The organism is Pseudomonas sp. RIT-PI-o (genome assembly GCF_001297215.1).
GTDB classification, from domain to species: Bacteria; Pseudomonadota; Gammaproteobacteria; order Pseudomonadales; family Pseudomonadaceae; genus Aquipseudomonas; species Aquipseudomonas moraviensis_A.
In genome coordinates this window covers 185,335-209,386 of sequence record NZ_LHPA01000005.1, presented here as the reverse complement: position 1 = coordinate 209,386, position 24,052 = coordinate 185,335, and the positions used below count along the sequence as shown (strand labels likewise).

The window sequence follows — 24,052 nt, the reverse complement described above, 5'->3', positions numbered from 1 at the left end:
CAACGATGGCGGAGATTGATTCAGCTTAGCAGTGCCTTGGCGAGTGCGACGTGCGACGCAACGTCCTGAATGAAAAGGCTCTAGATCGGCGGTTCGTTGCTGATGCCATGGGGTACATGGCCGGTGGCGACCACTTCACGGGCCAGCTCGCAATGGCCGGTCTGGTCATCGAAGAACACGTCAGCGGCGAAGGCTTCGAGGAACGCCGATTTGGTCAGGCCACCGAGAAACAGCGATTCATCGAGACGGATATCCCATTCCCGCAAGGTGCGAATCACCCGCTCATGGGCCGGCGCCGAACGCGCGGTCACCAGCGCCGTGCGGATCGGGCAGTCGTCGTCGGGAAACTCGCGCTGCAACAGATTCAGCGCAGCCAGGAAGCCTTTGAACGGCCCTCCACGTAACGGCTCGCGGGCCGACTCGCGTTCCTTGGCCTGAAACGCTTCCAGACCACCAGACTGATAGACGCGCTCGGACTCGTCGGAAAAAATCACCGCGTCACCGTCGAAGGCAATGCGCAATTCATCGCTGGCCGCGCGGCTGGCGCCACCGGACAGGATCGTGGCCGCGGCAAATCCTGCATCCAGCGCCGCGCGCACGTCTTCAGCGTGAGTTGAGAGAAACAGGTCACAACCAAACGCTTTCAGGTACGGATACGGACTGCGCCCACCAACGAACGCCGCGCGGGAAATCGCCAGCCCGTAATGGTGAATCGAATTGAACACGCGCAGCCCGGTGTCGGCGCTGTTACGCGAGACCAGAATCACCTCGACCCGCGCGCGGCCGAGGCGACTGTTCAGGCTCAAGAGTTTTTCCACCAGCGGGAACGCATCGCCCGGCGCGAGAATTTCGTCTTCGTGCTCGATCTGATATTGCCGATAGGCTTCGACGCCGCTCGACAGGTAGACCTTGTGGCTTTCGCTCAGGTCGAACAAGGCGCGCGAGGAAATCGCCAGCACCAGTTTGTCATCGATGTTATTGGCCATGCATTCCCCCAGAACAACCGACTCAAGTATTGCGTCGGTCGATGAAACCCAAATGGCGATACAACGCCTCGATGCGCGGCAACTCGCAGCCCGCCGCTTTCGCCGCCGCCAGTGGCCGGGCGTAGATCGCCTCCAGCTCCAGCGGGCGTCTGTGTGAAAAATCGTGGTACATGCTCGGCCAGTAATCGGGCATTTTTTCCGTCATGGTAAACAGGTACTCGCCATATCCGGGCGGGATCTCGTATCCGCAAGCCCTGGCGCCCTGCACCACCTCGGCCATCAGCGCCTGAATCGACACGCGGCTGTCGGCATCGGTCATCAGCGCTTCAGTGCCCGCGCCGAGCAACACCGAAAGTCCGTTGTAGGGAATATTCCACACCAGTTTCTGCCAGCGCGCCTGATGCACGTTGGCCATCGCTTGAGAGTCGATGCCAGCGGCGCGGAACAACCCGGCGCCTTCTTCGACAATCGCCATGCGCGCCACTTCATCGATGGCCGGACCGCTGTGGTAACCGACGTTCACCGCGCCAAGGGCCTGATGGGTAATCTGCCCGGGGCCGTCGCGATTTACGCAGATCAGACACAGGCCGCCAAGCAGATGCAGCGAATCCGGCAGCAGCGGCCGCAGGCTGTCTTCGACATCCAGACCGTTTTGCAGCAACAGCACTTTTGCGTCAGGTTTGGCCGCTTGAATGATCGCCGGCGCGAGACCTGCGTTGCTGGTGGTTTTGGTGCCGACCAGCAGCCAGTCGCAGCGCGGCATGTCTTCGGCAGCGCAATAGGCATTCGCCGGATTCAGCGTCAACGCACCGTGCACCGCACTGTTGATCTGCAAACCACGCTCCGCCACTGCGGAAAATTCGCTGCGCAACAAGAAGTGCACGTCGAAACCGGCACGCGCCAGCATCACCCCGTAAAAACCGCCGATTGCACCGGTGCCGATAATCCCCACCACCGGTTTGCTGACTGTCTCGCTCATGGCAACTCCTCTGCAATTCGACCCAGCGCCTGCGCCACGGCCTGGTTGAGACCGTCAACCGTCAGGCGGCTGTGCACTGCGCCAAAGAACTCGCCGTCGCGCACCACAAACAGCGCCGGCAAATGAAACACCTGATAACGCTCGACCAGGCCGCCATTGTTGCCGGCGTCGATCCAGCACAGCCGATCGATTGCCAGCGGCATGCCCGGCAACACCTCGCGGGCATAGCGACAACTGGCGCAGCCGACGCTGGTGAAAATCACCAGGCAAACCCCTTTCATCGCCAGCAGCCGCTGGTCGGCGTCAAAGTCGGTCAGCTCGGATTCGGCCACTATACTTGGAGAAACAATGTCAGATGGCCGACACAGGGAGTCTGTGCTCATGGGACGTTTCATTCCTCATCCGGACGAAGTGCCGGTTGAATTGACGTTACTCAAGCCTGAATGCATTTCCAGACAACAGCTGCACACTATCAGCCTCGGCGGCATCGCTTGCAATTACCACCGCGCCTGGCGCCACGGCACCGCGTTGCAAGTGCGCATGCCGACGCTGAATGCCGACTTCTGTTGTCCGGGCTATGTGGCCTGGTGTCTGCGCCGCAAAAAAGGCTATCTGGTGGGCATCGCCTTCACTGACGAACAGACTCTGTTCAGCGCGCGAATGGGTGAGCAGGTGTGTCAGATCGAACGCTATTCGCGCATGCAGGACAGCCACGATGACCTGCAGGATATTCAGGCGCTGGCCCTGCAATGGGTCGAGGAGCATGCCGAAGAGTTCTCCCACGACAACCTGCGCAAGGCTTTTGCGCAGCCAGCGCTGGACTAAAGCACGGTTTGCCCATTGTCGAGCCGCGTCTGACGCGCTAAGGTTCGGCTCCCCGACGCGCTAAATCTGCTGTGCTCCGCCGCGCGGGGATCGCTGGCGGCCGGCACCCGTGACCTGACGAGTAAACGATGGCTGATTTACCGATCAACGACCTAAACGTCGCCTCTAACGAGACCCTGATCACTCCCGATCAGCTCAAGCGTGATATCCCCCTGAGCGACGCCGCCCTGCGCACCGTCACCAAGGGCCGCGAAGTCATTCGCAACATTCTCGATGGCACCGACCACCGTCTGTTCGTCGTGATCGGCCCGTGCTCGATTCATGACATCAAGGCTGCCCACGAATACGCCGATCGCCTCAAGGTGCTGGCCGAGGAAGTCTCCGACACCCTGTACCTGGTCATGCGCGTGTATTTCGAGAAGCCGCGTACCACCGTCGGCTGGAAAGGTCTGATCAACGATCCGTACCTGGATGACTCGTTCAAGATCCAGGATGGCCTGCACATCGGTCGTCAGTTGCTGCTGGACCTGGCCGAAAAAGGCCTGCCGACCGCGACCGAAGCCCTCGACCCGATCTCCCCGCAATATCTGCAGGATCTGATCAGCTGGTCGGCCATCGGCGCGCGTACCACCGAATCGCAGACTCACCGCGAGATGGCTTCCGGCCTGTCCTCGGCGGTCGGCTTCAAGAACGGCACCGATGGCGGCCTGACCGTGGCGATCAACGCCTTGCAGTCGGTGTCCAGCCCGCATCGTTTCCTCGGCATCAACCAGGAAGGGGGAGTGTCGATCGTCACCACCAAAGGCAACGCCTACGGTCACGTGGTGCTGCGCGGCGGTAACGGCAAGCCGAACTATGATTCAGTTAGCGTGGCCCTGTGCGAGCAGGCGCTGAACAAGGCGAAGATCAAGCCGAACATCATGGTCGATTGCAGCCACGCCAACTCCAACAAGGACCCGGCCCTGCAACCGCTGGTGATGGAAAACGTCGCAAACCAGATCCTCGAAGGCAACCAGTCGATCATCGGCCTGATGGTTGAAAGCCACCTGAATTGGGGCTGCCAGGCGATCCCGAAAGACCTCGCCGACCTGCAATACGGCGTGTCGATCACCGATGCCTGCATCGATTGGTCCGCCACTGAAAACACCTTGCGCAGCATGCACGCCAAGCTCAAGGACGTATTGCCGAAACGCCAGCGCACGTAAGCATGGTTTCGCGGACATAAAAAAACGCCGGGCAATGCCCGGCGTTTTTGCGTGTGCGATTCAGATTTTTGCGGCGCGGCGCTGATGACGTTCCATGTAGCGCTCGACGTAGGAGCAGGACGGGATCACCGTGTAGCCCATTTCTTCGGCGTATTGCAGCGCGCGTTCAGTCAGCGCTGCGGCGATGCCACGACCGCGCAGGGCATTGGGCACGAAGGTGCGATAGATATCCAGGGTCTGCTTGCCCAGATCCATGTAGGTCAGGTAAGCACGATGACCGTCCACGGTGGTCTCGAATTGATGACCAGCCTGGTCATGGTGGATGGACAACGCCTCGCTCATCACTACTCCTCGCGGGTCTTGAATTGTGACCCCTACCTTACCGATGTTTTCCCGGCGAAGGAACATCTACGCCACCCCGTGCCTGATGGACACCGAGAAGAGCCACACCGATCTCGCGCAACCTGACACCTGTTGAATAGTAGGCACCATTGGCAAAAATGCTCAAGGTACGCTCGTCATCGCACAGTCGGTGGGCAAAGGCTTCGATGCTCGCAGGATGGCCGCAAGACGTTCTTCGCGTGCCGTTTGCCTGAACATTGCCGGAATGTTGAGACTTAAGACGTGCGACCTTTTTTAAAGTCACCTGAACATCAACAAAGATACGCGAAGCGGTTCGCAGAAGCAGAACAAAAGTGTGGACGAATTCATTTAGAAAGACTCTCGCCAAACTCGCAAAAAGAGCATGCGAGGGTGGGAACTTTTTCCGTTTGAGTCGCTCACACCGGGGCTTGCAGCTGGATATTTTTTATACAGCGCAGTTAAAAGTTGCTCGAAAAAGAATCAACGCCTACAATTTTTTTTGCTTCTTGCGCTACGTCAGTTTACTTACTACAAGTAATGGGTAGTATGTACGCCGGCTATTTCCTCAATCGTGAGGAGACAGCCACTTAATTTGAAAGTCCTTGAAGGGGAACACGATGAACAACGTTCTGAAATTCTCTGCTCTGGCTCTGGCCGCAGTTCTGGCTACCGGTTGCAGCAGCGCATCGAAAGAAACCGAAGCACGTCTGACCGCTACTGAAGACGCAGCTGCTCGCTCCCAGGCTCGTGCAGACGAAGCTTACCGTAAAGCTGATGAAGCTCTGGCTGCTGCTCAAAAAGCACAACAGACTGCTGACGAAGCTAACGAGCGTGCTCTGCGCATGCTGGAAAAAGCTAGCCGCAAGTAATAATCCCTCGGGATTGTTATCGAGCCGATCCGGTTTCCGGGTCGGCTTTTTTTGTGCCCGGTACTTTCCTCCGGGCACTAAAAAACCCGCCGACGCTCTCGCATCGGCGGGTTTCGATCAACGCTTATTGCTGCAGATCGATCGGTGCACTGCTCACCATCGGCGCCGAAGCGTTCGGCACGGCGATCTCGACCGGCAGGCCATCTTCGGCCGCGACCACATCACGCACCACGTCCCAGTTCATGCGCAGGTTACTGGTGATGTCTTCACGCTTGAGCATCGCGTTGATCACCGCCGTGTGCTTGTCGACTACAGACGGGTTGCCGTTGTCGTCGAGCGGCGTGTGCGCTTCCAGATAGACCTTGCCGCCGCTGCGTCCGAACTTGTACGGGTCGTTGATGATGCGCACCGAGGTGCCGACCGGGACCATGCCGGCCATCTCCAGCACGTTGTTGTTGAACATGCGGAAGCAACCGTGACTGGTGCGCATGCCGATGCCGAACTTCTTGTTCGAACCGTGGATCAGGTAACCCGGCGTGCCGAGAGTGAACTTGAACGGGCCCAGCGGATTGTCAGGTCCGGCTGGTACCACGTTGGGCAGCGGATCACCGTCTGCGGCGTGCTCAGCCTTGATCGAGGCCGGAGGAGTCCACGTCGGGTTCGGCGTCTTGGCGATGATCGAGGTATGCGCGATCGGCGAGCCCCAGCCTTCACGGCCGATGCCCAGCGGGAAGGTGTACACCACGTCGCGGCCTTTCGGGTAGTAATAGAGGCGGTATTCGGCGAGGTTGATGACGATGCCTTCCCGCGGCCCCGGCGGCAGGATGAACCGGGTCGGCAGGACGATCTCGGTGCCGGCGCCCGGCAGCCAGGCATCGATGCCCGGGTTGGCCGCAACCATTTCCGAATAGCCCAGATCGTAAGTGGTGCCCAGGTCGGCGAAGGTGTCTTCGTACTTGGCTTTGATCACCTGCACCTGGCCGACGATGTCCTCGCCGGGTGGTGGCAGGGGAAGCTCCAATGCAGCAACGGGACCGGCCACACACAGGGCGGCAAGTGACAGGCAGCGGGTGACGGCAGGAAAGCGCGGCAACATCCGGAAAATCCTTCGCATGATCATCAAGGGTATAAGGGCGCGATTGTACACCGCGGCTTGGGGATTCGGGAGGTCACGCAATTACAGGCGACAGAGTGCTTACATAGTGGGAGCGAGCCTGCTCGCGAAAGCAGTGTCTCAGCGACCATAAATGTCGATTGAAAAAAACCCTTCGCGAGCAGGCTCGCTCCCACATTTTTGATTTTGGGCGCTCAGAGCTCGAAACGCAGCTCGGGCCAGATCGGCGAGGTGCCGCGCTTCTGCGATTCGAGAATCGCCCGGCATAGCGAGCACAGGCGCTGATCCTGAAATACCCGCCGATCAACATTCGACCAGCGCGGTTGCGCCGGCAACAGACTGCCGCAGAGCGTGCGGTCAGCCGAGCCACCGAGCTCCAGCTGACGCGTCACCAGATGCACCCGCACTTCCTGGCAGGCGAACAGGTCCAACTGCTCGTCAGGCTCGATCAGTTGGTAGGCAAACAGGGACCAGGCAGGACGCGGCATCGGGGGCTCCAAATTAGGGGGGCGCCACATTAGCCGAAAGCCTGCCAGTAGAAAAGCCTCATAACAGCGGTTTTAGCGTCGGCCAGACATTTTCCAGCAACTTGCCCTGAGCCCCGGCGGCCGGGTGCAGACCGTCGGCCTGCATCAGGTCCGGATCACCGCCGACGCCTTCCAGAAAAAACGGCACCAGCGGGACCTTTTTCTCGTCAGCGAGCTTGCCGTAAACCTCGGCGAACGAATCGGTGTAACGCTTGCCATAGTTGGGTGGCAGTTGCATGCCGAGCAACAGCACTTTGGCGCCGCTCTGGCGCGAGCTGTCGATCATCGAGGCAAGATTTTGTTGCAATTGCGTTGGCGGCATCCCGCGCAGGCCGTCGTTGCCACCCAGTTCGAGGATCACCAGCGCAGGCTTATGCTCTGCAAGCAGCGCCGGCAGCCGCGCCTGGCCTCCGGCACTGGTGTCACCGCTGATCGAAGCGTTGACCACTTTATCGTCAAAACCCTCCTGTTTGAGCCGCTGCTCGAGCAGCGACACCCACCCCAGACGGGTATCCAGGCCGAAACCGGCGCTGATACTATCGCCAACGATCAGGACAGTACCCGCCGCTGCGTTCTGGGCCATGCACATCAAGGCCAGGCCAGCACTCAAAAACCATACACGCATCGGATTCTCCATGGGCGCAAGCATTCTCACCGCGAAGAACCTCAGCAAAGTGGTCCCTAGCGCGGAAGGTGAACTGACTATCCTGCACGAACTCAGCCTGGAACTGAACAAGGGCGACAGCCTGGCCATCGTCGGCGCGTCCGGTTCCGGCAAATCCACCCTCCTCGGCCTGCTCGCCGGCCTCGACCTGCCCAGCAGCGGCGAAGTCACCCTCGCCGGCCAGGGCCTGAGCAATCTCGACGAAGACCAGCGCGCGCGAATCCGCGCCGAGCACGTCGGTTTTGTCTTCCAGTCGTTCCAGTTGCTCGACAGCCTCAATGCGCTGGAAAACGTCATGCTGCCGCTCGAGCTCGATGGCCGCAAGGATGCCCGCGAGCGCGCCACGCAACTGCTTCAGCGCGTCGGCCTCGGCCAGCGCCTGACCCACTCGCCGCGCCAGCTCTCCGGTGGCGAACAGCAACGTGTGGCCATCGCCCGCGCCTTCGCCGCCGAACCGGACGTGCTGTTCGCCGACGAACCCACCGGCAATCTCGACAGCCACACCGGCGAGCGCATCAGCGACTTGCTGTTCGAGTTGAACAAGGAACGCGGCACCACTCTGGTGCTGGTGACCCACGACGAACGCCTGGCCCATCGCTGCCGGCGCCTGATCCGTCTTGAAGCCGGGCTGCTGGTCGCCCCTCTGGAGCCTTGATGGCACGTCTGCCGCTGTTGCGTCTGTTCAGCCTCGCCCTGCGCCAGCTCATGCGCGATGCCCGCGCTGGTGAGTTGCGCGTGTTGTTCTTTGCGCTGGTGGTAGCCGTCGCGGCGAGCACCGCGATTGGCTATTTCGGCGCTCGCCTCAATGGCGCGATGATGCTGCGTGCCACCGAGTTTCTCGGTGCCGACCTGGTTCTGGAAGGCAGCTCGCCGGCCCGCGAGGAGCAAATCCGCAGCGGCACCGAACTGCGCCTGAATCATGCGCAAGTGGTGGAGTTCTCCAGCGTCATTGCCACCGACAACGGCATTCAGCTGTCGAGCATCAAAGCTGTCGACCGAGCCTATCCACTGCGTGGCGAGCTGAAAAGCGCGCCCGCGCCATTTGCCCAGGAAGAAGTCGGCGGCGAACCGCAACCCGGTGAAGCCTGGGTCGAGGCGCGCCTGTTGACCGCGCTGGATCTGAAGATCGGCGACAGCATCGATGTCGGCATGAAGACTTTGAAGCTGACGCGCGTGCTGACCTACGAGCCGGATCGCGCCGGCAACTTCTACAGCCTGACGCCCCGGGTGCTGATCAACCTCGATGACCTCGCCGCCACCGGCGTGGTGCAACCGGGCAGCCGGGTGAGCTACCGCGAACTGTGGCGCGGCGAACCGCAGGCGCTGGAAACCTATCGCGAACTGATCAAACCGGGCCTGGCTGCAAACCAGCGAATCCAGGATGCCCGTGATGGTAACCGGCAGATTGGCGGTGCGCTGGGCAAAGCCGAGCGCTATCTGAACATGGCCAGTCTGGTCGCGGTGTTGCTGGCCGGGGTGGCGGTGGCGTTGTCGGCCAACCGTTTCGCCAGCCGACGGTTTGACGCCAGTGCCTTGCTGCGCTGCCTCGGATTATCGCGGCGGGAAACCATGGTGCTGTTCAGTCTGCAGCTCACCGTGCTGGGTCTGATTGCGGCGATCAGTGGCGCCGTGCTCGGCTGGCTGGCGCAACTGGGCCTGTTCGCACTGCTGCATGATTTGCTGCCGAGCGATGTGCCGCCGGGCGGCCTGTTTCCAGCCATTGCCGGGATCGGCACCGGGCTGGTGGCATTGGCCGGTTTCGCCCTGCCGCCGCTGGCCGCCCTCGGTCGCGTGCCACCGCTGCGGGTATTGCGTCGCGACATGCTGCCGATCCCGTCGAGTACGTGGATGGTCTATGGCGCGGCGCTGGGTGCGCTGGGCCTGATCATGTGGCGTCTGAGCCTCGACCTGCTGCTGACTTTCGCCCTGCTCGGCGGTGGCGTGGTCGCCGCGCTGGTGCTCGGCGGCCTGCTGCTGTTGTTGCTGCAAAGCCTGCGCCGCATGCTCGCCCGCGCCTCGTTGCCGTGGCGCCTGGGTCTTGGCCAGTTGTTGCGGCATCCGTTGGCCGCGGCCGGACAATCCCTGGCCTTCGGCCTGATCCTGTTGTCGATGGCACTGATCGCGCTGCTGCGCGGTGAGTTGCTGGACACCTGGCAGAACCAGCTACCAAAAAATGCGCCGAACTACTTCGCGCTGAACATCCTCCCGGCTGACAAGCAGGCCTTCGCCGATCACCTGATCAAGGTGTCCGCGCAAGCGGCGCCGCTGTATCCAGTGGTGCCGGGGCGGCTGATCAGCATCAATGGCGAGGCGGTGCAGCATATCGTCAGCAAGGATTCGGCGGGTGACCGCGCCATTCAGCGTGATCTGAGCCTGACCTGGGCGGCGGATCTGCCGGCCGGCAACAAGCTCACCGCTGGCTCATGGTGGAGTGGCCAGCCGTCAGACGATGTGCCGGGCGTTTCGGTGGAAGGCAAAGTGGCCGAGAGCCTGAAACTCAAACTCGGCGATCACATGGTGTTCAGTGTCGGCGGGGTCAATCGCGAAGCGAAGGTCACCAGCCTGCGCGAGATCAACTGGGACAACTTCCAGCCGAACTTCTTCATGATCTTCCAGCCGGGCACCTTGAAGGATCTCCCGGCGACCTACCTGACCAGTTTCTATCTGGCGCCGGGGCACGATCAGCAGATCGTCGAGCTGTCGCGGACATTCCCGGCGGTGACCATCCTGCAGGTCGAAGCCTTGCTCGAACAGCTGCGCAGCATCCTCGCCCAGGTCACCCTGGCGGTGGAATATGTGTTGTTGTTTGTTCTTGCTGCGGGGATGGCGGTGCTGTTCTCCGGCCTGCAGGCGACGCTGGATGAACGCATCCGCCAAGGTGCGCTGTTGCGTGCGCTGGGTGCCGAGCGACAGTTGCTGATCAAGGCGCGACGTATCGAGTTCGGTTTGCTGGGCGCGGTCAGCGGCTTGCTCGCGGCGATCGGTTCGGAGGTGGTCAGCCTGGTGCTGTACCGCTTCGCCTTCGACCTGCCATGGCATCCGCATCCCTGGCTGCTGGTGCTGCCGTTGATTGGCGCCGCATTGATAGGGGGAGCCGGGGTGTTCGGCACGCGTCGCGCACTGAACGCCAGCCCACTGACAGTGTTGCGCGAGGGTTGATAGACTCAGGCGGTCTTAATCACAAGAAGTTGCCATGAGCCGTTATCGCCCTCCCCGCACCGCCGGCACCGCGCTGATCACCCCCGAAGGTGAAGCGCGGATGCGCGCCGAATTCCATGAGTTGTGGCATGTGCGTCGCCCGCAGGTCACCCAGGCGGTGAGTGAAGCGGCGGCGCAGGGTGATCGTTCGGAAAACGCCGAGTACACCTACGGCAAAAAAATGCTGCGCGAAATTGACAGTCGCGTGCGTTTTCTCACCAAGCGTCTGGAAGCGCTCAAGGTAGTCAGCGAAAAACCCAGTGACCCGAACAAGGTCTATTTCGGTGCCTGGGTCACTATCGAAGACGAAGACGGCAAGCAGTCGCGCTACCGCATCGTCGGCCCCGATGAACTGGACCTCAAACTCGGTTTGATCAGCATCGACTCACCGCTGGCCCGCGCTCTCATCGGCAAGGCACTCGACGCCGAAGTGCGGGTGCAGACGCCGACCGGCGAGCAGTTCGTTTACATCGTGGCGATTGAATACCCGTAAGAACAATCAGCGCCGGGTGATCAAGCCCTGCCGCGCAACGCGGGTCAGTTGCTTGATCATTTCCGGCGCCTCTTCTGCGCTCGGCGCCTGAATCACCGCCAGATCAAAGCTGTCAGTGGCGAAACGCGCCAGCGACTCGCCGTCATCGACAAACTGGATCAGGAACGCGGCAGGACCGCCGCTGCGACGTGGCCAGCCATCGAGATAACGCAACAGCGTCGGCTGGTGTTTGCCGCCAAGAAGAATTTTCGGGTTGCGCTGGGTGACATGGGCCGTGATCGGCGCGGGACGTGCTGGAGGGCGTAGTGCGTTCATCTGTCGTGTCTCTGCCTCAAAAGTCTGCATGGCAGGTGAGAGGCAACACCGAACCAGCGCTTTAGCGGTATTTCGAAGCCCTGTTCCGGCTTCTGACGGTAACTGTACAAGTCACCTGGCGCCCCGCAAGTAGCTGTTTAAATCGGCGCATGAGCAACATCCTAGAGAACGTGACCGACCAGTGTCAAGAATCGCCCGCAACAAAAAAAGGCCCGCGCAATGCGGGCCTTTGCCTTGAGCCAGAGCCTTCAACCGGCGATGGCGCGATCCGCCGAGAGCTTGCCGGCACCTTCGATCAGTACCGCGATGCTACCGGCCAGCAGAGCCAGGGCGAACTCATAACCGTTGTTGGCCATGAACAGACCGTTGCCGATGTGCACCGAGAAGATTGCCACCAGCGAGAGGAACGCCAGACCGAGTGCCGCCGGGCGGGCCAGCAGGCCGATGATCAGGGCCAGACCGGCGAAGAACTCGGTACCACCGGCCAGCGAGGCCATCAGGTAGCCCGGGGTCAGGCCGATGCTTTCCATCCATTGCGCGGTGCCGGCCAAGCCGTAGCCACCGAACAGACCAAAGAGTTTCTGCGAACCGTGGGCGGCGAAGATCACGCCAACAGCAATGCGCAGGACAGTCAGGCCGTAACCGGCGCGGGTGAACAGAACCTTGTTGATCAGAGAGCTCATGGTGCATTCCTTGTTGTGCAGAAGTGTTTGTGTGTTTGGGTTGGTCGCTATATTAATCAGTTTATTTCATGTTAAAAGCGCAAATATTTCGCCATAACAATCGAATTATTAGATTATTTCCGTGTAACCACTTTCTGCTGGCGGGGCTCGAGCGACTCTCGCTCCCGGTCGAATGCCAAGTAGTACTTGTTCACGCTATTAACATAGCTGACGGCGCCCATTCCCACCTGCTCCATGGCGATACGCTCGACCTGGAAAAACCACTGGTTGGGATTCAGGCCACGGCGGCGCGCTTCGGCACGCATGCCCTGCACGCGCTCAGGGCCGATGTTGTACGCAGCGAGGGTGAATGCCATGCGCTCACGCTCGTTGAGTTTGGGGCTGCTGAAAAATTTGCGGCGGATCATCGCCAGATACTTGGCGCCGGCCTGCACATTCGCATCGAGATTGTGGATATTGCTCACCCCGACCCGTTGCGCGGCGGACGGAGTGATCTGCATCAGCCCGGTCGGGCCGCTGCCGCTGCGGGCGTTGGGCTGCAGACGCGATTCCTTGAACGCCAGCGCCGCAAGATTGAGCCAGTCCATATTCTGCGCGTCGGCGTGCTTTTGCAGGGTCGGGCGGAGTTTTTCCAGACGCTGGCGATCCCCCTTGGCCAGCGGATTGTGCACCTGGTACAAGCGCCGATAGATGCGCAGAAATGCGGCGTCTTCGTCAGAGGGTTTCTTGTAACCGGTGAGAAAGCGATCGATGCTCGCGCGCAACATCGACGCGTCGCGGCGCACGAACCAATGTTCCTCGCCCGGCTCGCCGAGGCTCAGTTGCCGGTCGAGGCGCAGCTTCGGCAGGATCTTGCCCCAGCGCTCGGCAATCGGCTGCTCGACGATGGTCAGGTGGAAAATCCCGCCCTGGACCATTTCCAGCACATCCTCCACGGCCAGCGTTGGATCGACCCATTCGATATTGATCGGTGCCAGTTTGTGCAGCGCCAGTTTCTGGTTGAGCTGGCTGACCACCTCCCCCGCCGCACTGCCAGTGGGCAGGGCCAGGGTTTTGCCAGAGAGTTGCTCGACCCTGGTGTAGCGGCGCTGGCCCTTGATGCCGACCAGCACCAGCGGCACGTTGCTGGCGATCGGCTCACTGCTGGCGACCGCATAGCCCGAAGGCAGATCGAGCAACTCGCCCGGCGCGACCATGTCACCTTCGCCACGCTGCAAGGCGCCGAGCAATTGATCCTTGGCTTTGGGAATGATTTTGAGGGTGACTTGCTGGCCGTCACGGGCATGGCCGTTGAGGTATTGCTCGAAGGCGCGCAGGCGGTGGTATTCGACACCAATGGCCTGGCCCTGGACTTCGCCGGAGCTGTTGCGGCTCTGATTGACCAGCACGCGCAACACGCGGCTGCTGCGAATGTCCGAGAGGTCGCGAACCTTGCTCGCCGGCACGGCTTGCAGCGGCCCGGGCAGGCGCGCGACCGCCGTCATCGGCAGCAGCAACGCAGCGCACAACAGCAGCAGAACCGAGGGACGATGCATCCACTCTCCGAAAAGAATACGGGGCGACTTCACCATGAAAGCGGCGAGATCACCGACGAAAACAGAGCGCTTTGTGCGCTGGTAAAGTGCGAGAGACTGGCACAGTGATGGCATTGCCGCCACCCCGGAGTCCCCCGCGGCCTCAACAGACAGCCATAAGTCGTTGTAGTTCTTGCCTTTTCTTATAAATCTACAGCTCTGATATGCTTTCCGGCCTTCGGCCCGAGGTAGCACCATGCAACTCATCGATATCGGCGTCAACCTGACCAACCCCAGTTTCGCCGACAAACACCAGACGGTGCTCGACCGCGCCTACGCCGCCGGGGTCTGCCAACTGGTGCTCACCGGCACCAGCGTCGAGGGCAGTGAGCAGGCGCTGGAGCTGTGCCAGCAACTGGACGAAAGCGGCCAACGACTGTTCGCCACTGCCGGTGTTCACCCACATTCGGCCAGCGACTGGAATGCTGACAGCGCGCGTCGTTTGCGCAGCCTGTTGAACGAATCCAATGTCGTCGCGGTAGGTGAATGCGGTCTGGATTTCAACCGCGACTTCTCCCCGCGTGCGCAGCAGGAAAAGGCCCTCGAAGAACATCTGGCGCTGGCCGCCGAGCTGCAACTGCCGGTGTTCCTGCATGAGCGTGATGCCAGCCAGCGCCTGCTGGAAATCCTCAAGGACTTCCGCGATCAACTGCCGGCGGCAGTGGTGCATTGCTTCACTGGCGAACAGAAAGCCCTGTTCAGCTACCTCGATCTGGATCTGCACATCGGCATTACCGGTTGGATCTGCGACGAGCGCCGCGGCACGCACCTGCATCCGCTGGTGAAGGAGATCAAGCCGGGACGGCTGATGCTTGAAAGCGATGCGCCGTATCTGCTGCCTCGCACGCTGCGGCCGAAGCCGAAAAACGGGCGCAATGAGCCGGCCTATCTGACCGAGGTGTTGCGCGAGGTGGCGTTGCATCGCGGCGAGACCGAAGAAGCAATGGCCGCGCACACCACCGCGTGTGCCCGGGCGTTCTTCGGTTTACCGATCACTTCCTGACACACCCAAATCCCATTGTAGGAGTGAGCCTGCTCGCGATAGCGGTGGGTCAGTCGGTTACATCATTGACTGACACACCGCTATCGCGAGCAGGCTCACTCCTACAGAAAAGCAGGCCAGCGGCATCTGTTGATTCATATCAAAACTCCCTTATCTGCATAGCGGCACAATAATGGCACCTTGCCAAAACTGTTTCCGCTATCAGAGAAGACCTCCATGGGTGCCTGGCTTAGCAACATCTCGCTGAAATACAAATTCTGGGCGGTCAATGCGGTCGCCTTTGTCACAACGCTGCTGCTGGTGCTGTACGCCGTACATCTCGAACAGCAGGCCCGTAGCGACGCCGCTCAGGCATCCGCGCAGGCGCAGGCGCAATTGCTCAAGGCCTGGCCGCCCGGGCAGGCGCTGCCCAGATCCGCTCAGGTGCTGACCTTCAAGCGCGGTGAAGCGCCGCGTCTCAATGATCAACCGCTGCTGGAAATCAGCGGCAGCGTCGGTTGGAACGCCATCAATCATCTGCCGCTGTTTGGCGAAAATCCGTTGATCGGCGCCGAGGTGTTCAGCCGTGCCGACGGCGAACAAGTGGCAGTCATCGCCTATGGCCCGAGCCTGAGCCAAGTGTTCAGCGAGCGCTTCGCCAACTACGCGCTGGCGGTCTTCGTCCTGATGCTGGCAATGCTCGGCGCTTCGCAACTGTTGATCCGCTTTCTGCTCAGCCAGCTCAACACGTTGAAAGACGTGATGCTGCACGTTGAAAAAACCGGCGACCTTTCAGCTCGGGTGCCGCTGGTGGGCAGGGATGAAGTCGGGCAGATGGCCAATGCCTTCAACGCCATGCAGGCCGGATATCAACGCGTCGTGACGACAGTGGCCAACACCGCACGGCAACTGGATGTCGGTGCCGCGCGGTTGGCGGCGAGCATGAACGATGTGCGGCACGGCATGCTCGGGCAGCAGAGCGAAACCGATCAGGCCGCCACCGCGATCAACGAAATGACCGCCACCGTTTATCACATCGCGCAACACGCCGGCGCCACTCGCGATCTGTCGAAAACCGCCGACGGCCTCGCCGGCAGCGGCCAGCAAGTGGTCGCCCGGGTGCAGCAGTCGATTGCCGGGCTATCCAGTGGCGTGCAGCAGACGGCGCAAATGATTCAACGCCTGGCCGAAGACAGTCAGAAGATCAGCGGCGTGGTCAGCGTGATTCACAGCATCGCCGAACAGACCAATCTGCTGGCGCTCAACGCGGCGATCGAAGCTGCCCGTGCCGGGGAAATGGGTCGCGGCTTTGCCGTGGTCGCCGATGAAGTGCGTAACCTTGCCAAGCGCGTGCAGGCCTCCACCGACGAGATCACCGGGATGATCGCGGCGTTGCAGGCCGGCACCCGCGATGCGGTGGATTTCATGCAGGAGAGCTCGTACAAGGCTGACGATTGTGTGCAGCAGGCGCAGGAGGCCGGCGCAGCCTTGGCAGAGATCACCGGCGCGGTGGCGCAGATGCGCGAGAGCAACACGCAGATCGCCGTGGCGGCGGAGCAACAGAGTCAGGTTGCCGAGGAGATGAACCGGGCGGTGGTGAGTATTCGTGATGTGACCGAGAACACCGTGCAGCAGACCGTGGATTCGGCGACGACCAGTGATGAGTTGGCGACGTTGGCCGGGGCGCTTAACAAGGCGATAGGTCAGTTGAAACTCTGATGGCCCTATCGCGAGCAGGCTCACTCCTACAGGGGAACGCATTTCAAATGTAGGAGTGAGCCTGCTCGCGATGGGGCCAGATCGGGCACCATCAAAAACGGCCATTGCCGCTATCAACTCAATAGCCAACCTTGATTCGCCGCCCTCCGCGCCCGGGCCTATTCTTCAACCATGAAGTTCAACATGGATCGAGGAGTAGTAAACATGGGCAAACGTCACCCCAATCTTCCCGCGTGGCAATGGCGCGCCTACCCGGGCAATCATCAGCATCCGACCAATCTGGTCCTGCACCTGATTGCCGTGCCGCTGTTCATCGTGGCGTTTCTGCTGATCGTGTCGGGGGTGTTCAGCCTGAGCCTGGCCAGCGTCGCCATCGGCGTGATCGGTATCGTCGCGGCGCTGGGTCTGCAGCGTCACGGTCACAGCCTGGAGGCGCAAGCCTCCGAGCCGTTCAGTGATCGCCAGGATGCCGTCTCACGTTTGCTGGTCGAGCAATTTCTGACCTTTCCGCGGTTCTTTCTCAGCGGTGGCTGGTGGCGCGCCTGGCGTGAGCGCCACCGTCGGCATTGAGTCAGGCAAAGATCGTCACGGTCTGGCGACTCATGGCAATCAACTCTCCCTTCGCGCTCCACAGCTTGGCGGCGACATGGCCGTAGCCGTCGGCGGCGTATTCGATATCGGCCAGGTATTGGCACCAGTCCAGCGTACTGAAGTCGTGTAACGGCTGCACGAACTCAATGGTCCAGGTCAGCGTGCTGCCCGGTGCAGGCTTCTTCAGATACGGCAACAGCGCCGGTGGCCAGGCATCCACCAGCGCCAACAGATGCGCCTCGTTGACCGGCTCCTCTTTGACATCCCCACGCAAGCGCACCCAACCGCCCATCAAGCGCGATGGCGTGCCGGAGAACGGAATGCCACCGACGCTCCAGCGCATGGCCAGATGGCGCATGAATTCCGGGGTGACACCTTTGATATACGGCAGCTCCTGACATTCGTCCCAGTGTTTCATGGTTGGCGCCGGGTAGGCTTCGACGGCGACTTCCGAGGGCCGCGAGGCACCGAAGCTGCCCTGAATGATCGTCACCACCTGGCCGTTTTGCATGGCGCGGCCCAACACCTGGCTGACCGCTTTGCCTTCGCGCAGCACGTCGACTTCGAAACTCACCGGCACGTCCGGCTCGACCGGGCCGACAAAGGTGATCGCCAGCGAACGCACCGGACGTTCCGACGGCACCCTGGCGCGCATGACTTCAAATTGCAGCGCGGCCACCAGCCCGCCAAAACTGGCTCGGCCCTGCCCCCATTCGGCGGGGATGGTCACTTCAGGTTGTTGGCGGACAGCATCGAGCAGATCGCAAAAGCGCATGGCAACCTCGGAAAGCGAAAAAGGAATGCGGGGATCTTAACCAGCCCGGGGCGGCGGCGCAGCGTCTATTCCGGTCAAATGGGCTGACAGATAGGCCTTGCACCTTTATCCGTCACACCGAACTCTCCTGTAGGAGTGAGCCTGCTCGCGATAGCGGTCTATCTGGCAGCGAAGTGTCGACTGATGAATCGCTATCGCGAGCAGGCTCGCTCCCACAAGGAAACGGGGTCATCCTCAGGAACGTTTGAAACAAGTGGCGCTGAGCTTTTCCAGCACTTGATCGGCCTTCAGCTCTGCCTTGATCAACCCCGCCTGCCACGTTGCCACGCACGGTTGCAGATCGGCCTCCTGCTCTGCGCGGGCCAGCCATTGCCAGCAATCGTGCCAATCGCCCAATGCGCCTTGCGCGGATTTCAGTTGTTTGTAAGCCGGTTTCGGCAAGCGATCCACTTGCGGATAAGCTTCGATGCCGTAGCGCACGCGTTTGATCAGCAGGCGCAGACGATGACGGTCGTGGGCGGGATCGTGCAGCGCCGCGTCGAGCTTCTGCCATTGTTTGCCCAGACGTTTTTCAATGCGCTTATCCAGATCCTTGAGCAGCCCCTGACGCTCGGACGCGCGCAAGAACCGTGGAAAGGCGTCAAGAATCATCAGCAACGAAGCCAATTCCGCACTCGCCGCCAGCGCCGGATACGCTTCGGCCATTTGCGCCAGACGCCGCTGCGCAGCCTCGGGCTGATCATGCTCGAGCAGATACGCCGCGAGCACTTCGCGATCACGCCACGGTGTGGTCAGATCGCCCACCGCCGAAGCCGCCGCCTCCAGTTGCTCGACACCCGGCAACCCGCGCAACGGCCGCAACAGACTGCGCAAGCGCCGCACCGTGGTGCGCAAATCATGCAACGCCTCGGGATCGGTGCGCGCATTCAACCTTGCCTGACACGCCAGCAGCCGCACATCCAGGCTCAACACATGAGCCACCAAACGATCGATCATGGGGGTCTACTCCGTAGGACAGCTTCAAGTTGCAAGCTACAAGCTTCAAGCTGAACGCGGTCGCTTTAAGCTTGCCGCTTGCCGCTTGCCGCTTGCAGCTTGCAGCTGCTTTTTTAACGTCCCGCGCGGGATTCGCGAATGTAGAAGCGGGCTTTTTCGGCTTTCTTGCTGCAGCCTTCGAAGCCTTCGAATTGTTGCTGGGTCTTGGCGGCGGTCAGCAGCGACAGCGCTTTGGAATAGCTGACGGTGCCGGCGAAGCCTTCAGCCTTGGCCAGGTCCAGTTCGTGCCAGGCCGTATCGAGTTGGCTGCCGCAGCTGTCGCGGTACGCGGTTTTGCCGGCGCAACCGGCCAGAACCAGGGCCATCAACGGTACACAGATCCAGGCTTTCATCACTCACACCTCAAGGTAGGTCAACAGTCGTGCAGGTAAGACGGTCGAGCGGCGAAAAAGTGCCTCGCCCGCCGGCCAAACCGTGTGGCGCAGAGCATAGCGCGCAAGCGTGCGGCGCGAGCGAAAAACGACGTCACTGCCTCGCGCAACGACCTTGGCGATTGAGCCGCTTGGCCGATGCGTGCATTGTGCAGGCTTGTCCGGAGGAAGTTTGATGAAAAAGCGTGTCGCACTGGTGCTGGGCTCCGGTGGTGCCCGGGGCTATGCCCATATCGGCGTTATCGAAGAGATTGAAAGACGCGGCTACGACATCGCCTGCATTGCCGGTTGTTCGATGGGCGCGGTGGTCGGCGGGATCTATGCCGCCGGCAAACTGGATGACTACCGGCGCTGGATCGAAAGCCTCGATTACCTCGACGTGCTGCGTCTGGTCGACGTCAGTTTCCGCCTCGGCGCGATTCGCGGTGAAAAGGTCTTCGGGCAGATTCGCAAGATCGTCGGCGAGATCAACATCGAAGACCTGCGCATCCCCTACACCGCTGTCGCCGCCGACCTGACCAATCAGCAGGAAATCTGGTTTCAGGAAGGCTGCCTGCATCAGGCCATGCGCGCCTCGGCGGCGATTCCCAGTCTGTTTACGCCGGTGATGCAGGGCAACCGCATGCTGGTCGACGGCGGCATTCTCAATCCGTTGCCGATCGTTCCGGTGGTGTCCAGTCACTGCGATCTGATTATCGCGGTCAACCTCAACGCCACCAATCAGCGTCATTACAAATTACCGGTGATCGAGCGGCCCGCCGCGTTCCGTTCGCGCTTCGACAGTCTGATCAAATCCATGGGTTCGAAGTTGCCATTCCGGCGCAAACAGGCCGAGCAGTTGTTGAAACTGGAACAGGAAGCCCTGCGCGCCGAAGCGGCGGAAATCAATCCGTGGCTCGAAGGCGTCGAACCGGAAAGCCAGCAACCGGCCGCCGCCCCGGAACGCGAAGGCGCGCCGAAATCCGCCACCGGTTCGTTCATCATCGATAACGTCGGGCCGGCGTCGCTGCTGGATCTGATCAACCAGAGTTTCGAGGTGATGCAAACCTCACTGGCGCAGTACAAGATCGCCGGCTATCCACCGGATATCCTGATCAACGTGCCGAAGCGGGTGTGCCGGTTTTTCGAGTTCTACAAGGCGCCGGAATTGATTGCGCTGGGCAGACAGATTGCCAGTGATACGCTGGATCGGTATGAGCGGGAGCAGGGTTGAACTGATCCGGATTTTTCAGAGTAATTGAAGGCCTCTTCGCGAGCAGGCTCGCTCCCACATTTAGAATGCATTCCCCTGTGGGAGCGAGCCTGCTCGCGAAGGCGTCAGATCAGCCAACTTCACTCAACAACCGATACCCAACTCCCGCCTCCGTCACAATAAACCGCGGCCGGGTCGGGTCATCCGCCAGTTTCTGCCGCAGATGCCCGACCACGATCCGCAGGTAATGACTGTCCTCGGTGTGCGTCGGTCCCCAGATATCCTTGAGCAATTGCTGCTGGGTGATCACTCGCCCCGGATGCCGCGCCAGTTGCGCGAGCACCGCGTATTCCTTGCGGGTCAGGGCGACTTCGGCGCCGTCGAGCAGCACCCGCCGATAGGCCAGATCCACGGTCAACGGGCCGACGTTCAGCGCCGCCGGCTGCGCCTCGCCCGCCGGGGCCTGGCGCAATAGCGCGCGAACCCGGGCGAGAAATTCCTGGATGCCGAAGGGTTTGGTCACGTAGTCATTCGCGCCGCCATCCAGCGCTTCGACCTTCTGCCCTTCACTGGCGCGCACCGACAGCACCAGCACTGGCGTGCTCGCCCATTCGCGCAACTCGCGCAGCACTTGCTGACCGTCCATGTCCGGCAGGCCGAGGTCGAGCACCACCAGGTCCGGTTTGCTCAGCGCGGCTTGCGCCAGGCCTTCGGCACCGGTACCCGCTTCGAGCACTTTATAGCCTTGTGAAGCGAGGCTGATGCGCAGGAATTTGCGGATCTGCGGTTCGTCGTCGATGACCAAAATGGTCGCGGTCTGGCTCATGAATTCACATCAACACAAAAGAGTGGCAAGAGAGTAGCGCAGTCGGCCTCAGGCTTCATTGTCCATCCCGGGTTGCGCCTGCAACGGCAGGTGCAAGGTGATGCAGGTGCCCCGCCCGTCGATGCCGTCAGCTACGGCGATGCGCCCACCGTGCGCGCCGACCATGCCCTGACAGATCGCCAGTCCCAACCCGGTGCCCTGGCCGCCGCGATCACCGCGCGCGGCGGTGTAGAACATGTCGAAAATCTTCGCGCGATCCTCTTCGGGGATGCCCGGGCCTTCATCGCTGACCGAAAAGAAAATCTCCTGCTCATCAGCCCCGGCGCGCAGTTGCAAGCGACCGTGGCTCGGCGAAAAGCGCGCGGCGTTTTCCAGCACGTTGACCAGCGCTTGCTCGATCAACGCCGCGTGCACGTACAGCAGTGGCAACTCGGCCGGCACCTCGGTGCTGACCTGCAAAGGCGCCAGCACCGCGCGCAGGCGATTGAGCGCACTGCCGACGATATCCGCCGGTGACACCCAGTCCCGCGCCCGCTTCAAGGCGCCGTGGCCGAGGCGGGTCATGTCGAGCAGGTTCTGGATGTAGCGGTCGAGGCGTTCGGCTTCATCGCGGGTGCCTTCGAGCAACTCGCGGCGATCCTCCAGCGGGATCGCTTCGCCGAGGGCCAACAGGCTGTCGATGCTGCCGCGCATGGCGGTCAGTGGCGTGCGCAAATCGTGGGACACCGAGGCCAGCAATGCGCTGCGCAGTTGCTCGGTTTCGCCATGCAGCCGCGCCGCTTCGAGGTCATCGGCCAATTGCGCGCGGGCCAGAGCCTGCGCCAGCGGCTGGCTCAGCGCAGTGAGCAAGCGTCGGCGCTGACCGCTCAAGGTCTGGCCTTCCCTGGCGCAAACACCGAGCAATGCCAGCGGCCCGTCCTCGACCGACAGCGGCCACCACCACCAACGCCCAAGCGGCAAGGTGCCGGTGCCCTTGCCCGCTGGTTGATCGTGTTGCCAGGCCCAATCGGCGGCGGCGCGTTCGGCCTCGGTGAATTGCAGCGGCCCGCCGGTTTCGACTTTCCAGCCGCCCTGCCCGTCGCGGTTGAGCAGGCACAGTTGCAGGTCGCTCCAGCCTTCGAGGTGCTGCGCGGCGGCGCTGACCACGGCCTGGCGATCAGTCGCGGCGGTGAGTTTGCGCGACAGGTCGAGCAATTCGCTGGTCTCTTCCTGGGTATCGCGCAGGGCCTGCAATTGCCGCCGCTGACGTGCCGCGAGGTTGCCGGTGAGCGCCGCCATCAGCAGGAAAAACAGCAGCGTCAGCACGTCTTCTTCGCGCTGGATGCTGAGCGAGAAATTCGGCGGGATGAACAGGAAATCGTAGGTCAGAAACGACAGCGCCGCACACGCCAGCGCCGGGCCAAGGCTGCTGCGCACCGCCACCAGCAACACCGCTGCGAGAAACACCAGCGAGATGTTCGGCAGCGGCAACACGCTCGACACCGCCCAGGCCAGGGCACTGGCCAACAACGTCGCGACCAGCGCCAGCGCATAGTCGAACCACACCAGCGTGAGCGGATTGCGCGGGCGCGGTGGGTGCTGTTCGTGATCACTGTCGAGGACGTTGATTTCCAGCCCATGAGCCTGACGCAGCAGCCGCGCCGCCAGGCCGCCGCCGAACAATCGACGGCGCAATCGCGGCCGCGACTGGCCGACCAGCAACAGACTGGCGCGGCGCTCGGCGGCGTGTTGAATCAGGGTTTTCGCCACTTCACCAGCGCGCAAAAGAACCACTTCGCCACCGAGGCGTTCGGCCAATTGCTGGGCGCTTTGCAGACGCAACCGCGATTGCTCGTCGCGGGCACTGCCGTTGTCGACATGCACCAGACTCCACGGCAGATGCCGGCGCTGGGCGACGCGGCTGGCATGACGCACCAGACGTTCGGCCTGCGCATCGCCATCGACACCAACCAGCAAACGCCCGCGTACCGCCGGCGCAGCCTGACCGAGCTGGCGATAGCCTTGGGCGAGATCGTTATCGACCTGCGCAGCAGCGGTCTGCATCGCCAGTTCACGCAGGGCGGTGAGGTTGGTCTGGGTGAAGAACGCGTCGATAGCAGCGCGGGCCTGCTCCGGCACGTAGACCTTGCCTTCGCGCAGACGCTCGAGCAATTCACGCGGCGGCAGGTCGATCAGCAGCAGCTCATAAGCTTCCTGCAAGACCCAGTCCGGGAGCGTCTCGCGCACTTGCACGCCGGTGATGCCGCGCACCTGATCGTTGAGGCTTTCCAGGTGCTGGACGTTGACCGTGGTGAACACGTCGATGCCGGCGGCGAGCAGTTCCTGAATGTCTTGCCAGCGCTTGGCATGACGACTGCCGGGGGCGTTGCTGTGGGCCAGTTCATCGACCAGTACCAGCTTGGGTCTGGCAGCGAGAATGCCGTCGAGGTCCATTTCTTCGAGCAGCACGCCACGGTATTCGCTGCGCACCAACGGCTGCTGCGGCAGGCCGCCGAGCAAGGCTTCGGTTTCGGCGCGGCCATGGGTTTCGACCACCCCGGCGAGAACTTTCACGCCCTGGCGCAGTTGCGTGTGGGCAGCCTGAAGCATGGCGTAGGTCTTGCCGACACCGGGGGCGGCGCCGAGGAAAACCTTGAGCCGGCCACGGCCATCGCGGGGCAGGTCTGCTAACAGCGCGTCGGCGCGGCCGGAGTCGCTCATGCTGGGATTGCCTTGTTCGGTTTGAGATTGGTGTGAAGCGTCAAG

At 61.7% G+C, this 24,052-nt stretch carries 25 protein-coding genes; 10 read left to right on the top strand and 15 right to left on the bottom strand.

All coding sequences use genetic code 11. The annotated features are described in order from the left end of the window. Nucleotides 1-80: 80 nt before the first annotated feature. From AEQ63_RS01535 to AEQ63_RS01525, 3 genes are read right to left on the bottom strand one after another with little or no spacing between them, the layout of a single operon-like run. A complete protein-coding gene (locus AEQ63_RS01535) occupies nt 81-986 on the bottom strand; it encodes a 5'-nucleotidase (RefSeq protein WP_024013777.1) in 906 nt (301 codons plus the stop codon). A 22-nt stretch (nt 987-1,008) separates the two neighbouring features. Next, nucleotides 1,009-1,965: a putative 2-dehydropantoate 2-reductase gene (locus AEQ63_RS01530; RefSeq protein ID WP_064361535.1), complete on the bottom strand. Its 957-nt coding sequence runs from the start codon at nt 1,963-1,965 to the stop codon at nt 1,009-1,011. After that, the gene (locus tag AEQ63_RS01525; RefSeq protein ID WP_042607893.1) at nt 1,962-2,348 is read right to left on the bottom strand and encodes a thioredoxin family protein; all 387 of its coding nucleotides are present in this window, start codon (nt 2,346-2,348) and stop codon (nt 1,962-1,964) included. Before AEQ63_RS01525 ends, AEQ63_RS01530 begins: the two co-directional genes overlap by 4 nt. Here AEQ63_RS01525 and AEQ63_RS01520 point away from each other — a divergent pair. Then, nucleotides 2,347-2,790, top strand: a complete 444-nt coding sequence (locus tag AEQ63_RS01520) for a PilZ domain-containing protein (protein ID WP_041478403.1) — start codon at nt 2,347-2,349, stop codon at nt 2,788-2,790. The genes AEQ63_RS01525 and AEQ63_RS01520 overlap by 2 nt on opposite strands. Before the next feature lie 128 nt (nt 2,791-2,918). Further along, the gene (locus AEQ63_RS01515) at nt 2,919-3,995 is read left to right on the top strand and encodes a 3-deoxy-7-phosphoheptulonate synthase (RefSeq protein ID WP_016770878.1); all 1,077 of its coding nucleotides are present in this window, start codon (nt 2,919-2,921) and stop codon (nt 3,993-3,995) included. Nucleotides 3,996-4,055: 60 nt separating this feature from the next. Here AEQ63_RS01515 and AEQ63_RS01510 read toward each other — a convergent pair whose 3' ends face one another. Next, nucleotides 4,056-4,337 (bottom strand): GNAT family N-acetyltransferase, encoded by a 282-nt coding sequence (locus AEQ63_RS01510; protein WP_016770879.1) that lies wholly within the window; start codon nt 4,335-4,337, stop codon nt 4,056-4,058. Between the two features lie 638 nt (nt 4,338-4,975). On the opposite strand from AEQ63_RS01510, the gene oprI reads away from it, so the two are divergent. Next, nucleotides 4,976-5,227, top strand: coding sequence for an outer membrane lipoprotei OprI (gene oprI, locus AEQ63_RS01505; RefSeq protein WP_003183784.1), 252 nt, complete (start codon nt 4,976-4,978; stop codon nt 5,225-5,227). A gap of 124 nt (nt 5,228-5,351) precedes the next feature. On the opposite strand, the gene AEQ63_RS01500 is transcribed toward oprI, so the two are convergent. The 3 genes from AEQ63_RS01500 to AEQ63_RS01490 form a co-directional block, all read right to left on the bottom strand. Continuing rightward, nucleotides 5,352-6,323 carry a L,D-transpeptidase family protein gene (locus AEQ63_RS01500; RefSeq protein ID WP_042607894.1) on the bottom strand — a complete coding sequence of 324 codons (972 nt, stop codon included), beginning with the start codon at nt 6,321-6,323 and terminating at the stop codon, nt 5,352-5,354. A 212-nt stretch (nt 6,324-6,535) separates the two neighbouring features. Beyond that, the gene (locus tag AEQ63_RS01495) at nt 6,536-6,829 is read right to left on the bottom strand and encodes a hypothetical protein (RefSeq protein WP_039759936.1); all 294 of its coding nucleotides are present in this window, start codon (nt 6,827-6,829) and stop codon (nt 6,536-6,538) included. A 58-nt stretch (nt 6,830-6,887) separates the two neighbouring features. Then, nucleotides 6,888-7,493 (bottom strand): arylesterase, encoded by a 606-nt coding sequence (locus AEQ63_RS01490; RefSeq protein ID WP_064361534.1) that lies wholly within the window; start codon nt 7,491-7,493, stop codon nt 6,888-6,890. Nucleotides 7,494-7,503: 10 nt separating this feature from the next. Between AEQ63_RS01490 and AEQ63_RS01485 the strand changes: the two genes are divergently transcribed. The 3 genes from AEQ63_RS01485 to greB are packed head-to-tail and all read left to right on the top strand — an operon-like array spanning nt 7,504 to nt 11,223. Continuing rightward, a complete protein-coding gene (locus AEQ63_RS01485; protein WP_016770883.1) occupies nt 7,504-8,187 on the top strand; it encodes an ABC transporter ATP-binding protein in 684 nt (227 codons plus the stop codon). Further along, on the top strand, nt 8,187-10,691 hold the full coding sequence (locus AEQ63_RS01480) for an ABC transporter permease (protein WP_064361533.1): 2,505 nt from the start codon (nt 8,187-8,189) through the stop codon (nt 10,689-10,691). The genes AEQ63_RS01485 and AEQ63_RS01480 overlap by 1 nt, the downstream gene beginning before the upstream one ends. 34 nt (nt 10,692-10,725) lie before the next feature. Continuing rightward, nucleotides 10,726-11,223 (top strand): transcription elongation factor GreB, encoded by a 498-nt coding sequence (greB, locus tag AEQ63_RS01475; protein WP_016770885.1) that lies wholly within the window; start codon nt 10,726-10,728, stop codon nt 11,221-11,223. A 6-nt stretch (nt 11,224-11,229) separates the two neighbouring features. Here greB and AEQ63_RS01470 read toward each other — a convergent pair whose 3' ends face one another. The 3 genes from AEQ63_RS01470 to AEQ63_RS01460 form a co-directional block, all read right to left on the bottom strand. Further along, nucleotides 11,230-11,538, bottom strand: coding sequence for a hypothetical protein (locus AEQ63_RS01470; RefSeq protein WP_042607899.1), 309 nt, complete (start codon nt 11,536-11,538; stop codon nt 11,230-11,232). 248 nt (nt 11,539-11,786) lie between these two features. Continuing rightward, nucleotides 11,787-12,221: a DoxX family protein gene (locus AEQ63_RS01465; protein ID WP_016770887.1), complete on the bottom strand. Its 435-nt coding sequence runs from the start codon at nt 12,219-12,221 to the stop codon at nt 11,787-11,789. 113 nt (nt 12,222-12,334) lie between these two features. Then, nucleotides 12,335-13,756, bottom strand: a complete 1,422-nt coding sequence (locus AEQ63_RS01460) for a transglycosylase SLT domain-containing protein (protein ID WP_064361532.1) — start codon at nt 13,754-13,756, stop codon at nt 12,335-12,337. Nucleotides 13,757-13,991: 235 nt separating this feature from the next. Between AEQ63_RS01460 and AEQ63_RS01455 the strand changes: the two genes are divergently transcribed. The 3 genes from AEQ63_RS01455 to AEQ63_RS01445 all read left to right on the top strand — a co-directional run bounded on the left by AEQ63_RS01455 (nt 13,992) and on the right by AEQ63_RS01445 (nt 17,066). Then, a complete protein-coding gene (locus tag AEQ63_RS01455; RefSeq protein ID WP_064361531.1) occupies nt 13,992-14,798 on the top strand; it encodes a TatD family hydrolase in 807 nt (268 codons plus the stop codon). 216 nt (nt 14,799-15,014) lie between these two features. Continuing rightward, nucleotides 15,015-16,496, top strand: coding sequence for a methyl-accepting chemotaxis protein (locus tag AEQ63_RS01450; RefSeq protein WP_064361530.1), 1,482 nt, complete (start codon nt 15,015-15,017; stop codon nt 16,494-16,496). A 204-nt stretch (nt 16,497-16,700) separates the two neighbouring features. Next, nucleotides 16,701-17,066, top strand: coding sequence for an Mpo1-like protein (locus tag AEQ63_RS01445; protein ID WP_042607903.1), 366 nt, complete (start codon nt 16,701-16,703; stop codon nt 17,064-17,066). 1 nt (nt 17,067) lies between these two features. Here the strand turns inward: AEQ63_RS01445 and AEQ63_RS01440 are convergent, their stop codons facing one another. From AEQ63_RS01440 to AEQ63_RS01430, 3 genes are all read right to left on the bottom strand, one after another. Next, nucleotides 17,068-17,862, bottom strand: a complete 795-nt coding sequence (locus tag AEQ63_RS01440; RefSeq protein WP_064361529.1) for an acyl-CoA thioesterase — start codon at nt 17,860-17,862, stop codon at nt 17,068-17,070. A gap of 234 nt (nt 17,863-18,096) precedes the next feature. After that, nucleotides 18,097-18,858 carry a CHAD domain-containing protein gene (locus tag AEQ63_RS01435; protein ID WP_064361528.1) on the bottom strand — a complete coding sequence of 254 codons (762 nt, stop codon included), beginning with the start codon at nt 18,856-18,858 and terminating at the stop codon, nt 18,097-18,099. Nucleotides 18,859-18,971: 113 nt separating this feature from the next. Then, nucleotides 18,972-19,250, bottom strand: a complete 279-nt coding sequence (locus AEQ63_RS01430) for a lipoprotein (RefSeq protein WP_042607906.1) — start codon at nt 19,248-19,250, stop codon at nt 18,972-18,974. Nucleotides 19,251-19,464: 214 nt separating this feature from the next. Between AEQ63_RS01430 and AEQ63_RS01425 the strand changes: the two genes are divergently transcribed. Further along, nucleotides 19,465-20,502, top strand: a complete 1,038-nt coding sequence (locus AEQ63_RS01425; RefSeq protein ID WP_064361527.1) for a patatin-like phospholipase family protein — start codon at nt 19,465-19,467, stop codon at nt 20,500-20,502. Nucleotides 20,503-20,611: 109 nt separating this feature from the next. Here the strand turns inward: AEQ63_RS01425 and AEQ63_RS01420 are convergent, their stop codons facing one another. Further along, nucleotides 20,612-21,307, bottom strand: a complete 696-nt coding sequence (locus AEQ63_RS01420) for a response regulator (RefSeq protein WP_064361526.1) — start codon at nt 21,305-21,307, stop codon at nt 20,612-20,614. Nucleotides 21,308-21,355: 48 nt separating this feature from the next. Next, the gene (locus AEQ63_RS01415) at nt 21,356-24,007 is read right to left on the bottom strand and encodes a sensor histidine kinase (protein ID WP_064361525.1); all 2,652 of its coding nucleotides are present in this window, start codon (nt 24,005-24,007) and stop codon (nt 21,356-21,358) included. Nucleotides 24,008-24,052: the final 45 nt, after the last annotated feature.

Bases quoted from the DNA above. Each gene is read 5' to 3' on its own strand.
- AEQ63_RS01420 (WP_064361526.1), bottom strand. From the start codon at position 21,307: ATGAGCCAGACCGCGACCATTTTGGTCATCGACGACGAACCGCAGATC.
- greB (WP_016770885.1), top strand. From the start codon at position 10,726: ATGAGCCGTTATCGCCCTCCCCGCACCGCCGGCACCGCGCTGATCACC.
- AEQ63_RS01515 (WP_016770878.1), top strand. From the start codon at position 2,919: ATGGCTGATTTACCGATCAACGACCTAAACGTCGCCTCTAACGAGACC.
- AEQ63_RS01435 (WP_064361528.1), bottom strand. From the start codon at position 18,858: ATGATCGATCGTTTGGTGGCTCATGTGTTGAGCCTGGATGTGCGGCTG.
- AEQ63_RS01465 (WP_016770887.1), bottom strand. From the start codon at position 12,221: ATGAGCTCTCTGATCAACAAGGTTCTGTTCACCCGCGCCGGTTACGGC.
- AEQ63_RS01415 (WP_064361525.1), bottom strand. From the start codon at position 24,007: ATGAGCGACTCCGGCCGCGCCGACGCGCTGTTAGCAGACCTGCCCCGC.
- AEQ63_RS01495 (WP_039759936.1), bottom strand. From the start codon at position 6,829: ATGCCGCGTCCTGCCTGGTCCCTGTTTGCCTACCAACTGATCGAGCCT.
- AEQ63_RS01530 (WP_064361535.1), bottom strand. From the start codon at position 1,965: ATGAGCGAGACAGTCAGCAAACCGGTGGTGGGGATTATCGGCACCGGT.
- AEQ63_RS01525 (WP_042607893.1), bottom strand. From the start codon at position 2,348: ATGAGCACAGACTCCCTGTGTCGGCCATCTGACATTGTTTCTCCAAGT.
- AEQ63_RS01460 (WP_064361532.1), bottom strand. From the start codon at position 13,756: ATGCATCGTCCCTCGGTTCTGCTGCTGTTGTGCGCTGCGTTGCTGCTG.
- AEQ63_RS01510 (WP_016770879.1), bottom strand. From the start codon at position 4,337: ATGAGCGAGGCGTTGTCCATCCACCATGACCAGGCTGGTCATCAATTC.
- AEQ63_RS01470 (WP_042607899.1), bottom strand. From the start codon at position 11,538: ATGAACGCACTACGCCCTCCAGCACGTCCCGCGCCGATCACGGCCCAT.
- AEQ63_RS01480 (WP_064361533.1), top strand. From the start codon at position 8,187: ATGGCACGTCTGCCGCTGTTGCGTCTGTTCAGCCTCGCCCTGCGCCAG.
- AEQ63_RS01535 (WP_024013777.1), bottom strand. From the start codon at position 986: ATGGCCAATAACATCGATGACAAACTGGTGCTGGCGATTTCCTCGCGC.
- AEQ63_RS01520 (WP_041478403.1), top strand. From the start codon at position 2,347: ATGGGACGTTTCATTCCTCATCCGGACGAAGTGCCGGTTGAATTGACG.
- AEQ63_RS01430 (WP_042607906.1), bottom strand. From the start codon at position 19,250: ATGAAAGCCTGGATCTGTGTACCGTTGATGGCCCTGGTTCTGGCCGGT.
- AEQ63_RS01500 (WP_042607894.1), bottom strand. From the start codon at position 6,323: ATGTTGCCGCGCTTTCCTGCCGTCACCCGCTGCCTGTCACTTGCCGCC.
- AEQ63_RS01490 (WP_064361534.1), bottom strand. From the start codon at position 7,493: ATGCGTGTATGGTTTTTGAGTGCTGGCCTGGCCTTGATGTGCATGGCC.
- AEQ63_RS01450 (WP_064361530.1), top strand. From the start codon at position 15,015: ATGGGTGCCTGGCTTAGCAACATCTCGCTGAAATACAAATTCTGGGCG.
- AEQ63_RS01455 (WP_064361531.1), top strand. From the start codon at position 13,992: ATGCAACTCATCGATATCGGCGTCAACCTGACCAACCCCAGTTTCGCC.
- oprI (WP_003183784.1), top strand. From the start codon at position 4,976: ATGAACAACGTTCTGAAATTCTCTGCTCTGGCTCTGGCCGCAGTTCTG.
- AEQ63_RS01440 (WP_064361529.1), bottom strand. From the start codon at position 17,862: ATGCGCTTTTGCGATCTGCTCGATGCTGTCCGCCAACAACCTGAAGTG.
- AEQ63_RS01425 (WP_064361527.1), top strand. From the start codon at position 19,465: ATGAAAAAGCGTGTCGCACTGGTGCTGGGCTCCGGTGGTGCCCGGGGC.
- AEQ63_RS01445 (WP_042607903.1), top strand. From the start codon at position 16,701: ATGGGCAAACGTCACCCCAATCTTCCCGCGTGGCAATGGCGCGCCTAC.
- AEQ63_RS01485 (WP_016770883.1), top strand. From the start codon at position 7,504: ATGGGCGCAAGCATTCTCACCGCGAAGAACCTCAGCAAAGTGGTCCCT.